General features: G+C 41.5%; 14 protein-coding genes. 6 read left to right on the top strand and 8 right to left on the bottom strand.

The annotated features are described in order from the left end of the window. Positions 1-75 precede the first annotated feature (75 nt). Positions 76-1,524: a cardiolipin synthase gene (gene cls, locus CE058_RS19795; RefSeq protein ID WP_163144802.1), complete on the bottom strand. Its 1,449-nt coding sequence runs from the start codon at positions 1,522-1,524 to the stop codon at positions 76-78. A gap of 87 nt (positions 1,525-1,611) precedes the next feature. After that, positions 1,612-1,794 (bottom strand): YtzI protein, encoded by a 183-nt coding sequence (gene ytzI / locus CE058_RS19790; protein ID WP_048007839.1) that lies wholly within the window; start codon positions 1,792-1,794, stop codon positions 1,612-1,614. A 126-nt stretch (positions 1,795-1,920) separates the two neighbouring features. Here ytzI and CE058_RS19785 point away from each other — a divergent pair, with 126 nt between their 5' ends. Beyond that, complete coding sequence (locus tag CE058_RS19785) at positions 1,921-2,358, top strand: Dps family protein (RefSeq protein ID WP_048007838.1); 438 nt, start codon at positions 1,921-1,923, stop codon at positions 2,356-2,358. A gap of 399 nt (positions 2,359-2,757) precedes the next feature. Here CE058_RS19785 and CE058_RS19780 read toward each other — a convergent pair whose 3' ends face one another. After that, positions 2,758-3,015 carry a DUF6154 family protein gene (locus CE058_RS19780; RefSeq protein WP_035330414.1) on the bottom strand — a complete coding sequence of 86 codons (258 nt, stop codon included), beginning with the start codon at positions 3,013-3,015 and terminating at the stop codon, positions 2,758-2,760. Between the two features lie 280 nt (positions 3,016-3,295). Between CE058_RS19780 and CE058_RS19775 the strand changes: the two genes are divergently transcribed. Further along, a complete protein-coding gene (locus tag CE058_RS19775) occupies positions 3,296-3,625 on the top strand; it encodes a hypothetical protein (RefSeq protein WP_048007837.1) in 330 nt (109 codons plus the stop codon). A gap of 201 nt (positions 3,626-3,826) precedes the next feature. Here the strand turns inward: CE058_RS19775 and CE058_RS19770 are convergent, their stop codons facing one another. Beyond that, on the bottom strand, positions 3,827-4,705 hold the full coding sequence (locus CE058_RS19770; protein ID WP_163144801.1) for a DUF6612 family protein: 879 nt from the start codon (positions 4,703-4,705) through the stop codon (positions 3,827-3,829). Between the two features lie 155 nt (positions 4,706-4,860). Here CE058_RS19770 and ytkD point away from each other — a divergent pair, with 155 nt between their 5' ends. Then, on the top strand, positions 4,861-5,328 hold the full coding sequence (gene ytkD / locus CE058_RS19765; RefSeq protein WP_048007835.1) for an RNA deprotection pyrophosphohydrolase: 468 nt from the start codon (positions 4,861-4,863) through the stop codon (positions 5,326-5,328). Between the two features lie 28 nt (positions 5,329-5,356). Here the strand turns inward: ytkD and CE058_RS19760 are convergent, their stop codons facing one another. The 3 genes from CE058_RS19760 to CE058_RS19750 are packed head-to-tail and all read right to left on the bottom strand — an operon-like array spanning position 5,357 to position 7,941. Then, positions 5,357-6,166: an ABC transporter permease gene (locus tag CE058_RS19760; RefSeq protein WP_048007834.1), complete on the bottom strand. Its 810-nt coding sequence runs from the start codon at positions 6,164-6,166 to the stop codon at positions 5,357-5,359. Next, positions 6,144-6,923 carry an ABC transporter ATP-binding protein gene (locus CE058_RS19755; protein ID WP_163144800.1) on the bottom strand — a complete coding sequence of 260 codons (780 nt, stop codon included), beginning with the start codon at positions 6,921-6,923 and terminating at the stop codon, positions 6,144-6,146. Before CE058_RS19755 ends, CE058_RS19760 begins: the two co-directional genes overlap by 23 nt. Positions 6,924-6,945: 22 nt before the next feature. Further along, on the bottom strand, positions 6,946-7,941 hold the full coding sequence (locus CE058_RS19750) for an ABC transporter substrate-binding protein (protein ID WP_048007832.1): 996 nt from the start codon (positions 7,939-7,941) through the stop codon (positions 6,946-6,948). Positions 7,942-8,096: 155 nt separating this feature from the next. Between CE058_RS19750 and CE058_RS19745 the strand changes: the two genes are divergently transcribed. Both CE058_RS19745 and CE058_RS19740 read left to right on the top strand, forming a co-directional pair. Continuing rightward, the gene (locus tag CE058_RS19745; RefSeq protein ID WP_048007831.1) at positions 8,097-8,882 is read left to right on the top strand and encodes an alpha/beta hydrolase family protein; all 786 of its coding nucleotides are present in this window, start codon (positions 8,097-8,099) and stop codon (positions 8,880-8,882) included. Positions 8,883-8,967: 85 nt separating this feature from the next. Continuing rightward, on the top strand, positions 8,968-9,210 hold the full coding sequence (locus tag CE058_RS19740; RefSeq protein WP_048007830.1) for a DUF2584 domain-containing protein: 243 nt from the start codon (positions 8,968-8,970) through the stop codon (positions 9,208-9,210). 98 nt (positions 9,211-9,308) lie between these two features. Here CE058_RS19740 and pckA read toward each other — a convergent pair whose 3' ends face one another. After that, the gene (gene pckA / locus CE058_RS19735) at positions 9,309-10,895 is read right to left on the bottom strand and encodes a phosphoenolpyruvate carboxykinase (ATP) (RefSeq protein ID WP_048007829.1); all 1,587 of its coding nucleotides are present in this window, start codon (positions 10,893-10,895) and stop codon (positions 9,309-9,311) included. A 218-nt stretch (positions 10,896-11,113) separates the two neighbouring features. Here pckA and CE058_RS19730 point away from each other — a divergent pair, with 218 nt between their 5' ends. After that, complete coding sequence (locus tag CE058_RS19730) at positions 11,114-11,488, top strand: thiol-disulfide oxidoreductase DCC family protein (RefSeq protein ID WP_163144799.1); 375 nt, start codon at positions 11,114-11,116, stop codon at positions 11,486-11,488. The last annotated feature ends 104 nt before the right edge of the window (positions 11,489-11,592 follow it).

Below are 11,592 nucleotides of genomic sequence, written 5' to 3'. Positions count from 1 at the left end.
TCTGAGTCTTGAAGTGGGGGTCTTACTGCCCGTTAGACTGCGATAAAGAAAACGGGCTGATTTTTTCAGCCCGTTTTATAATATTGGCGAAAGCAGCCTTGAGATGGATTCTTTCAACTTTATTTTCAAGGACCTATTTCTGTAATCTCCTGCAGACAGGTTTGTTGAAAGCTGGATATCTTCCTTAAAGCTCTCAGTCAGTTCTTTTGAAACATCCTGATCGTAAATAAAAGCATTTACCTCAAAATTGAGCCTGAAGCTTCTCACGTCTATATTCGCAGTTCCTACCGATGATACTTTTTCATCCACAATCAGGGTTTTTGCATGTATGAAGCCATTTTCGTATATATAGATATTTGCATTTACTTTCAGCATTTCCCCAATATAGGAGTAAGTGGCCCAATAAACAAACATGTGGTCAGGTTTATTCGGGATCATAATATTTACTTCCACACCTGACAATGCAGCTATTTTCAAGGCATCCAGAAGACTTGCATCAGGAATGAAATATGGGGTTTGGATATATATGGACTTACGTGCAGATGAAATCATTTTTATATAACCATTTTTAATTTGTTCCCATTCAGAATCCGGACCGCTGGTAACAATCTGCATCCCTACGCTATCCTGAGACTCGCACAGCGGAAAAAACTCAGGAGCATAGAAAATATCATGGCGGTGGGAAGCCTGGTTCCAGTCCAGGATAAAGCGGGTCTGCAGAGAATGGACAGCACTTCCTCTGATTCTTAGATGGGTATCACGCCAATATCCGAACTTTGGATTCAGCCCGAGATATTCATCCCCGACATTGAAACCGCCAACATACCCAATCCGTCCGTCAATGATGGCAATTTTCCGGTGGTTCCGGTAATTGATTCTTAGATTGATAAAATGCAGTCGCGAAGGGAAAAAGGCCTCAATTTCTCCCCCTGCAGCAATCAGCTCTTTAAATGCCCTTTTATGCAGGCTCCTTGAGCCAAGTTCATCATAGAGAAGCCTGACTTTAACACCTTCTCTGGCTTTTTCCGTTAAGAGAGTAATTAAGCTTCTCCCAAGATTGTCTCTCTTGAAAATATAATATTGCAGGTGAATATGATCGGTTGCACTTTTTATATCCTCTACAAGCGAATTGAATTTTTCTTTCCCGTCTGTAAAAATTCTGACCTCGTTATCCTGGGTCAATACTGCATCATTGTTTACAAGATGCATGTAGATAAGGTCTTTGTATTTTTTAATGATTTCATTGCGAAAATGGAAATCCTTTTCCTTAATTCCTCTGATTTGGTTGTTCAGCAGTTCATCAATTCCTATTTTTTTGCGGTCTTCCCATTGAAACATCTTTCTTCGGGTTAAATTCTGTCCAAAGAAGAGGTACATGAAAAAACCAAGAAGAGGAAGAAAGAATAAAACCATGAGCCATGCCCATGTGGCGCCTGCATCCCTTCGCTCCAGAAAGATAACAAACACAGCCAGGATAATATTTAATACTAAAAATACTGTAAGCATCATGGAGTATATATCCATCTTAATGTCCTCTCCACATGTATTTTTCCGTCCCTTTAAAAAGAAAACCTCCGGCTGTACGGAGGCTGTTTATATAATAGCGTATGCTTACGAACGGTTTTGGTTATCTTCTTGCTCCTCGTTAGCCTCTTTTTGTTCCTTGCCGCTGTCAGGAAGCGGATCAATCGGGTCTACCGTATGCTTGAATTGGTAAGCCTTTGAAGTAGTAATGACGCTCAGCAGCAGAACCACTATCACGATAATGATCGATATGACTAATACCGTATACATATTTCTCCCCCTTTTCACTCAATATTTTACCATGAAAGCAGCTCAATAATGAAAAATTTCGCCATGGCCTTGTACAGGTTTTAATTCTCTCAATGTGGGTATTCTATTGTTGGGAGGATGATTATTATGAGTAAAGAATTAGTACAAGCTGTTAACCAGCAAGTAGCAAACTGGACAGTTCTATATGTAAAGCTTCACAATTACCATTGGTATATTAAAGGGAAAAACTTTTTTACCCTTCATGCAAAATTTGAAGAGCTGTATAATGAAGCTAACGTACATGTAGATGAATTGGCTGAGAGAATCCTTGCTCTTGAGGCTAAACCGGTTGCAACGATGAAGGAAGTTCTGGAGACCAGTTCCCTTAAAGAAGCGACAGGAAAAGAAAATGAAGAACAAATGGTTCAATCTGTCGTTGACGACTTTGAAAAAATGGTGGACGAGCTTCAGGAAGCAATCGAGCTTGCAGAAGAAGCCAAAGATGAAGGAACAGGCGACATGCTGATTGCTGTAAAGCAAAGCTTGAAAAAACATATCTGGATGCTTAAAGCATACCTTGGATAATAGACAAAGACTGGCTGGACAGCTGGTCTTTTTATTTTTGAAAAATAAGGGCTTTTTTCGCAAAGTTTGTTGCTATTTGTATTATATTTACTGAGTTGATTGTAGCGGAAGGTGCGAGATCCTCGAAAATGCTATCGCATTTTCTTCGTGCGGTGTCTACTCAAGGAAGCTTATTCAAAGTCCTGCGGGAGTAGCGGGACAGGTGAGACCCCGCAGACGCACAGCGTCGAGGAGGCTCACGGCCCGCCCCGCGGTTCGCTGAGCAGCCTGGAGAGGAAATCAACGGACAATATTGATAAACGCAAAGCAATAATTTAAACGAAAAAGACCAAATAAAAAAGCGGCTTCACGCCGCCTTCGAGTATATGGATCGTTATTCTAAATTCGGATATGTATAGTTTAGTGTATGTTCCGGTGGTGAATGATCGGGCTTCTGCGCTGGCCGTAATTTTCACTGGCAAATTTCCCTTTTAAGCTCTCAATCAAATAAAGCCCCATTAAATCATATAATTCCTGATTATCAAGGTCCTTGATAATATTCAGCAGGTCTTCCCTGTCCATTTCCTCTAAGAAGGCAAAAGCGAGCATATCGATATCTTCTTCATCACCAGTCAGCTTATTCCTGTAAAGTTCATATAGCTCATCAATCAGTTTCATGGTAACACCTCCTTAAAAAAATCTCCGGTTTTCTATAGTATACTTAATTTAATACCCCTGATGCAGAAAAATATTCACCACATGTAAATTGGAAAGCTGACTTCCAATTTGTTTAACTTAGTATATGTAAGCTTAAGAAGAATGATCGTAATTTTGTATAATTTTATCATAAATGTGGGATACGATAACTATAGAAATGAAAAATATTGTGCTATGTAAAGAAAAACTGACCGGTGTTGAATCTGCGTCACAGGAATGAACAAAAAAGGGGCTGACAGGATTGGAAGGAAATAAAAAGACGTATTATATAACGCTTGGTTCGGGTGAGATTTCTCAAAGTGCTACTGACTCCACCTGGAATTATAAAATTGAGGCAAATGATGATGAAATTATTGCCTTAAGAGAATATTTTGACCAGAACTATTCAACAGAATGGCAAAATTTTTTCAGAGCCCATGTTCCTTATGTTCAATACCACTATGACCGTGAAAATGATGCCTATGATGACACAATGAAAAAAATATATGGGATGATTTATAATCTTGGAGATGATGAAGCAAGAAAGCATATTGAAAGCATGGGAATCCTGACAGAAGAGGAACATAAATAGAATAGCGGAAGCGCCTTGCTCACGTATGAATGCAGACTAAAAGCGCCACATCCTGTGGAAACCCTTATGACTCCGAGTCCCTAGGAGCCGCAACAAGACAAGCTTGTGACCTCGAGGGGTAGGAGCAGAAGCTAGACAGCTCTCGAAGTACTAAAATAAATAATAATAGAAATAAAAAGCTGAGGCCGCACCTCAGCTTTTCTACATTTCCATTTCCACAGCTGTATCAAGAACTTCCTGTGGAACAGCAATAGCCTCAACTTTATTATAGTTTGAGTATTGGCCGTTCATTTTCTGCTTCAGGGAGATTTTTTGGCCCTCATCCGTGATTTCCATATCCATAATCATATTCAGCACGCTCGGGTAAAAAGTTTCTTTATCAATCACAATTTCATATTCCACGCCTTTGATGTTCATGTTATCAAGCATTTCACCATTGGCGGCCAATTCAGGCGGGAGCGTTTCTGCTGCCGTTTCCTTCACGAAATCATTGAATTTTTCTCCATCGGCTTTCAACTTCAGGATATAACTTTTTGCGTCCTGTTCAAAGGTGAAATCGTCCACAAATTCCTGCAGTTTCTTCAGTTCCTCACCAGGATTCGTCTGCTGGCTGGACATTTGAAGCAAATCATCAGACATTTCTTTAGGGAACTTCATCCATTGCTGACCGGCTGCATCATAAAGAAACATGCCTTCTTCCGTAAAATAGCTTTCAATATCATAGGATTCTGCTGCGCCTGCCATTGACATAGTCATTTTCTGATAAAAAGCCATTGGATCTGTGGTTACATCCATATCAATGACAGAATCGATATTCATATTTCCCCCTTCAGCACCCGAGCTCATTTCCTGGCTCATATCCATTTTAACTGAGAAGCTCTTTAGCTCTTCCGAAGCCTCCGTTGATTTCTTTAAAACTTCCTCCAAGGTCATTTCAGAAGATTCTTCTGTTTTTGCTTCTTTCTTTTCTGTGCCGGCTGCTGATTCATTAACTGGTTTGGCTGTTTCATTACATGCAGTCAGCATTAAAATCATGAAGAAGCCGGTAAGGATTGCGAGAGACTTTTTCAAGACATACACTCCTCTATTTATGTTAGTCACCTAATTTTACGGGCAAAAAAGGAGAAAAGTTTCAAAAATATGTAATTTGATACTTTAGCCCCAGAAGTTTTTAAAAACGTGATTAACCTTTATAATGAAAACATCAAAATTTTCTTATCGAGTGAGGGAAAAGCATGGAAACCTTTTTGGATGAAAATGGCGGGAAAGTGCGCATGTCTTTTAATAAAAGAGCATTCGAAACAGAGCCTGAACACGTTTTGGTCATTTGCCGCTATGGTGATCAATGGCTGCTGACGAATCATAAAAAAAGGGGATGGGAATTTCCTGGCGGTAAAAGAGAACAGGGTGAGTCTCTTGAAGAGGCAGCCAGAAGAGAAGTATATGAAGAAACCGGAGCAGATTTAAATAGTCTGCGTTTTATTGGTGAATATGAAGTTAACTTGGACAATGAGCGTTTTGTCAAAGCTATTTTTTTCGCAGAGGTGGAAAACCTCAACAATACAAATCAATACTTTGAAACAAACGGTCCCATCCTGACAGGGGAAAACCTGCTTGAAGACAGGTGGAACAGTCAATACAGCTTCATCATGAAGGATAAGGTAGTTGAAAAGAGCCTAAAAAAAATTTTGAAGGAAAAATAAAAAACGGCATGCGGTTTGCCGTTTTTTTTTATGAACCATTCTTAATTAGTTTTCTCTCCAGGAGCTCAACCAGCTGATACATCACTGTTGCAAAAACAGCAATTACAAGCAATGAAAGCATTACAAGGGTGAAGTTGAATACTTGGAAACCGTAAATAATCATGTATCCAAGACCTTTTGAGGATACAAGGAATTCGCCGACGATCACCCCTACCCAGGATAACCCCACATTCACCTTTAATGTTGAAATGATGGTCGGAAATGAAGCAGGCAAAATGGCTTCCCTGAAGATTTGAAATCGATTTGCCCCAAAGGTCTGAAGCACTTTAATATAATTGGGGTCTACTTCTTTGAAAGATGTATACACGACAATGGTTGTGATGATGATCGAGATAATCGCACCCATGGCAACGATCGAAGTAAAGCTCGGGCCTAAAGCAACAATTAAAATAGGGCCAAGAGCAACCTTTGGCATTGAATTCAGGACAACCAGATAGGGATCCGCTATTTTTGAAAGCATTGGTGACCACCAGAGGATGGCTGCCAGGAATGTGCCTAAAAATGTGCCCAAAATGAACCCAAATACCGTTTCTGACAAAGTGTAGCCTAAATCCACCATCAAGGTGCCATCCTGTAGTTTGGTTAAAAGTAATCCCCATACTTTAGAAGGCGCACTGAAAATCAGCGGGTCAATCCATTGCTTTTGGCTTGCAAGCTCCCATCCTGAAAAAAACACGAAAAATATGACAGCCTGATAGAAGCGGACCCATTTCTTTTCACGGTTCAGCGACCGGATATATTTCTGGTGGAGGAATTTAACGTTCTCCTGCGGGCTCAAGGGACTCCAGCTCCTTCCATATAGTTTGAAAAATCGCTGGATATGCTTCATGATTTCTTGCGTTAAAAGGGGTCTCATTTCTTAATTCTTTTGGTATTACAAATGTCTTATGAAGCTGTCCGGGCCTTGCGGAGAAGAGAAAAACACGATCACTCATGCTGATTGCCTCGCCAATATCATGGGTAACCAGTATGGCCGTCTTTCCGAAAGATTTAAGCGTGTCAGAGACCAGATCCTCAAGCTTTAGTTTGGTTTGATAATCCAATGCGGAAAAGGGTTCATCAAGCATAAGCAGCTTTGGCCCGGTTGCAAGTGTTCTTACAAGGGCAACCCGCTGGCGCATTCCCCCTGAAAGCTGTTTCGGAAACTGTGACTCTACACCTTTCAGTCCCATCTCCTGAAGGAGCTTCAGTGCATAAGCTTTTTTGTCAGGAGTGAGGCTATTACCGATTTTCAGCCCCAGCAGTATATTTTCTTCAATGTTCTTCCAGGGAAAAAGATAATCCTGCTGAAGCATATAGCCAATTTCATTTTCTGCTGTTTCAACCCGCTTTCCTTCAAGTGTGACAGTGCCTTCTGTGGGTTCAAACAGGCCTGCTATGATGGAAAGCAATGTTGTCTTACCGCATCCGCTTGGACCGAGGAAGGAAACAAATTCTCCTTCCTCCACATCAAGCGAAACATCGGAGAGGGCCGTGACAGCAGAGGTTTTTGTAAAATAAGTGTGGTGGACAGCATCAACTTTCAGAAAATCCATGTCGGCCTCCTCTTTCGTTTAGTTACTTCATTACCCCTTCAGCAATCTCTGTGTTGACAAGTGTGCCATGCTCTAAGCGCTTAGGGAGCTCTCCTGCTTCTTCCATAATGTTCTGCAGATTATCCCATTCTTCAGTATCCAGAATAGGATCTGTTGCAAAAGATCCCTGACTCTTATAGCGGTCTACTACCATTTCAATGATTTCAAGCTCAGTGTTGTCAAAGTATCCTTGAATAGCTTCTGCCGTTTCCTTCGAGCTATGCTGCTCAACCCATTGCTGTGCTTTATAAATTGCTCTTGTGAATTTCTCGACTGTTTCCTTATTTTCATCAATATAGCTTTGTTTCGTCATGAATGTGGTATAAGGTATATGTCCGGACTCGGTTCCAAAGGAAGCAACAATATATCCTTTTCCTTCTTTTTCAAATACACTTGCAGTAGGTTCAAAAAGCTGGACAAATTCACCGGTGCCGGAAGCGAAAGCTGGAGCAATATTGGCATAATCAATATTTTGGATTAAATCCAAATCCTGGTGCGGGTCAATGCCATGCTTTTTCAATACAAACTCGCCGGCCATCTGCGGCATGCCGCCTTTACGCTGCCCTAGAAATGTTTTGCCTTCCAGCATATCCCATGAAAAGTTATCGATTTTGTTGCGCGAAACCAGGAATGTTCCATCCGTTTGGGTAAGCTGTGCAAAGTTAATGACCGGATCATTGGAGCCCTGTGCCGAAACGTAAATGGAAGTTTCTGAACCTACTAGCGCAATATCAGCGCTATCCGACAGGAGCGCGGTCATTGTTTTATCTCCACCGGCTGTTGTTGTAAGCTCTACTTTAAGTCCTTCTTCTTCAAAGAAACCTTTCTCAAGGGCTACATATTGTGGAGCATAGAAGATGGAACGTGTCACTTCAGCAATGCGGACCGTTTGCATTTCATCCTTTCCGCAGGCTGCCAATGGAACGATCAGTATCACTGCAAGCATAAGCAGTATGCTGGTTTTCATCCATTTTTTCATAAGCCATAAGACCTCCCTTATGCTAAAAAGTCAGATTAAAAAGCCTAGGATATCGTATGAAAATCGAAAAAATGTGTGAATGCCCATGGAAATATTTTTAGAGGAAGGTCTAAAAGCTCAAACTAAAAGGAAGCCTCAAGAGGGAGGATGAGAAAATGGAATTCAGGAACGGCCAAATCATCAATAAACAGAGATTCCCTTCACCAAATCCGGCAATTGAATTATCTGTTGTTACTTATCAGGCAAATGGATTACATATAAAAGGCCTGCTGGCAGAGCCAAAGGGGGAGGAGCTATATGATGGATTCCTTTACCTGAGAGGAGGCATAAAAAATGTCGGGAAAGTACGGCCTTCCCGGATTGTCCAGTTTGCCTGTGAAGGTTTTATTGTATTCGCGCCTTTTTATAGAGGAAATCAAGGAGGGGATGGAAATGAAGACTTTGCAGGGGAGGACAGACAGGACGCGTTTGCTGCGTTTACCCTTCTTCAGGAGCATGCCCGGGTAAAAAGAGTTCATATATTTGGTTTTTCCCGAGGCGGCGTAATGGCATTGCTTACTGCAATCGAGTTTCCGCAAGCCGCATCCATTGTAACATGGGGAGGGGTCAGTGATATGTTTCTCACCTATGTGGAGCGCAAGGATCTCCGGAGAATGATGAAACGGGTAATCGGCGGAACTCCGACAAAGTTTCCGGAACGGTATAAATACCGCACCCCGCTTTTTCAGCTGGAGCAGCTGCAGGCACCTGTCTTAATCATTCATGGAAAACAGGATCATAACGTCTCGGTGGAGCATTCCTATCGCCTCGAAAAAAGGCTGAAGGCTCTTAACAAAAAAGTGGATAGCTGGTATTTCCCTGACTATACCCACTACTTTCCGCCAGCCGTAAACCGGAAGACGGTAGAGGATTTAGGTGCGTGGATGAAAAGTCATGAATGACAAATGATTTTCGCTTAAAGGCTTTCAGAGCAGAAAAAGGTGGGGTAAAATAGAGGAAAGTATAAAGAATGAAGGAGAGATACCAATGGGTATGCCTTTAGAGCTGAACACAATGATCGTGACAAAGGGAAGGGAAAAAAGACTTGATGAGAATTACTTTTCACTTGTCAAAGAAGGGTATAGATTATATCCGCTCGATATCCCGGTCGAAGTAAAAAGAACAATTGACGGCGACCTGAACGGAATGGGAGTCATCCGAAAAGTGGAGTGGGAAAACAGCCAGACACTCATTACTTATCAGCTTGTTTCCTTAAACTCAACAAACTAGAAGAGCGCGCCTGGACAGAGTCCGGCGTTTTTTTGTTCAATGTGTTTCTGCAAACTCAAAAAAAAGAATTGCCGCGCAAACGGCAATTCTTTTTTATATTATGCGATTGGTCCGCCTTTTTCTTCAATGTCAGAAGAAACGCTTGTAAACTTCTTGAAGTTTTCACGGAATTTAGCAGCAAGCTCTTTTGCTTTAGCTTCATAAGCAGCCTGATCTGCCCATGTTTTGTTTGGCTGAAGAACTTCATCAGGCACTCCTGTCACGTGCTGAGGAATTTCCAGACCGAAAATTTCGTCCTTGATTGTTTCTACGTTGTTTAGTTCACCCTCTAGTGCAGCTTCCACCATAGCACGGGTGTAGGCAAGCTTCATGCGTTCGCCGACTCCATACTCTCCGCCAGTCCATCCTGTGTTTACAAGGAAGACTTTTGCGTTATGCTCATCGATTTTCTCGCCTAGCATTTCAGCATAACGATTTGCAGGAAGCGGAAGGAAAGGTGATCCAAAGCATGTAGAGAACGTTGCCTGCGGTGATGTAATGCCCCGCTCAGTTCCTGCAAGCTTGGATGTATAGCCGCTTAAGAAATGGTACATTGCCTGCTCTTTTGACAGTTTAGAGATTGGAGGCAATACGCCAAATGCGTCAGCTGTTAAGAATACGATTGTATTAGGGTGTCCGGCAATGCTTGGGTCAACGATATTATCGATGGCCTGAAGCTGGTATGCCGCACGTGTATTTTCAGTTAAAGTGCTGTCATCGTAATCTGCAACCCGGGTTTCGCTGTTTACCACCACATTTTCCAACACAGCTCCAAAGCGGATTGCATCAAAAATTTGCGGTTCTTTTTCGCGGGATAAGTTGATGCATTTCGCGTAGCATCCTCCCTCAATATTGAAGACTCCATTCGCAGACCAGCCATGCTCGTCATCACCGATCAGCTTGCGGTTCGGATCTGCAGATAAAGTTGTTTTTCCTGTTCCGGATAAGCCAAAGAATAAAGCCACATCACCTTCACGTCCAACGTTTGATGAACAGTGCATCGGAAGGATTCCGTTTTCTGGAAGCATATAGTTCATCACAGAGAAGATGGACTTTTTCATTTCACCTGCATATTCTGTTCCGCCAATTAAAACAGTGCGGCGCTCAAATGAAATGATAATGAATGTTTCTGACTTTGTGCCGTCAACAGCAGGGTCTGCTTTGAAATTAGGAGCAGAAATGACTGTGAACTCTGACTGATGATCCAATAGCTCGTCTTCTGCCGGGCGAATGAATAACTGGTGTGCAAAAAGATTATGCCATGCATATTCATTGATCACCTGGATAGGCATGCGGTGTTTTTTATCAGCACCTGCGAAGCCTTTGAAAACAAATACTTCTTCTTTTTCTTTTAAGTAATTGATTACTTTATTATAAAGATTAGAGAATGCTTCTTCAGAGATTGGCTGGTTTACGCTGCCCCAGTCCATTTTATCTTTATTTGATGCTTCTTCAACAATGTATTTATCTTTAGGGGAACGCCCTGTATACTTTCCTGTAGTAGCGCGTACAGCCCCAGTGGAAGTAAGGGACCCTTCATTGCGGTTTAAAACTTTTTCCACAAGCTGAGGAACGGATAATTGCACTTGAATGTTGCTGCCATTTAATAATTCACTCAATTCGTTTGATATGCTTACAGAGTTCATCTGATGAATACCTTCCTTTTTCCCGATTTTTTTATGAAAGTGATTACATCTCGAAATTAGTATAACACATTGAAATGATTAGTCTATACTATTACGAAACTTTTTTGTCTCTGTTATTAAATTGTCACAATTGGACAGGTAATCCACTTTAATCGCCTTATAACCGATATATGCTATTATAGAAGAAAGTGTTAATTTTACCACGGGACTGATCTAAAATGAAGACAATTGCCCTATATGATGGAACATGCTCCTTATGCAAGGAAACAAAGAGAATCCTTAAAAAACTCGATTGGCTGAATAAAGTGGAGTGGATTTCCCTGCAGGAATATGAAAAAGAGCCTGGGTCTATCTCATTTTCCAGACACGATTTGCGGAGGGAGCTTCATATTATTACCCCCTCCGGCAGCGTGAAAAAGGGGTACTATGCGGTAAGGAGACTGCTGTTCCTCTTTCCTGCATCCTTTTTCATCAGCATCCTTTTATATGTACCATTCACTGCAATTCTCGGCGATCCGGTATACAAATGGATTGCGAAAAACAGGAAAAAATTTCTAAAGAAAAAGTGTGACGATGGAAGCTGTTCTCTGTAAAGGGGAAGCGTACATTTTTAAGCCGAAATTTAACGGTGAAAAATAATGAAAATCTGTTGACATGGTTCGATAAAATACGGTATGATTCAACCTTGAACGGATAC

Origin of the sequence: Bacillus sp. 22-7, assembly GCF_010628845.1 — a bacterium.
Lineage (GTDB): Bacteria > Bacillota > Bacilli > Bacillales > Cytobacillaceae > Cytobacillus > Cytobacillus firmus_B.
The sequence above is the reverse complement of the archived record's forward strand: the minus strand, read 5'-3'. Positions and strand labels throughout refer to the sequence as shown.

Coding starts and splice junctions, on each gene's coding strand:
- pckA (WP_048007829.1), bottom strand. CDS start 10,895: ATGAACTCTGTAAGCATATCAAACGAATTGAGTGAATTATTAAATGGC.
- CE058_RS19780 (WP_035330414.1), bottom strand. CDS start 3,015: ATGAAACTGATTGATGAGCTATATGAACTTTACAGGAATAAGCTGACT.
- ytkD (WP_048007835.1), top strand. CDS start 4,861: ATGGAAACCTTTTTGGATGAAAATGGCGGGAAAGTGCGCATGTCTTTT.
- CE058_RS19745 (WP_048007831.1), top strand. CDS start 8,097: ATGGAATTCAGGAACGGCCAAATCATCAATAAACAGAGATTCCCTTCA.
- CE058_RS19750 (WP_048007832.1), bottom strand. CDS start 7,941: ATGAAAAAATGGATGAAAACCAGCATACTGCTTATGCTTGCAGTGATA.
- CE058_RS19730 (WP_163144799.1), top strand. CDS start 11,114: ATGAAGACAATTGCCCTATATGATGGAACATGCTCCTTATGCAAGGAA.
- ytzI (WP_048007839.1), bottom strand. CDS start 1,794: ATGTATACGGTATTAGTCATATCGATCATTATCGTGATAGTGGTTCTG.
- CE058_RS19785 (WP_048007838.1), top strand. CDS start 1,921: ATGAGTAAAGAATTAGTACAAGCTGTTAACCAGCAAGTAGCAAACTGG.
- cls (WP_163144802.1), bottom strand. CDS start 1,524: ATGGATATATACTCCATGATGCTTACAGTATTTTTAGTATTAAATATT.
- CE058_RS19755 (WP_163144800.1), bottom strand. CDS start 6,923: ATGGATTTTCTGAAAGTTGATGCTGTCCACCACACTTATTTTACAAAA.
- CE058_RS19740 (WP_048007830.1), top strand. CDS start 8,968: ATGGGTATGCCTTTAGAGCTGAACACAATGATCGTGACAAAGGGAAGG.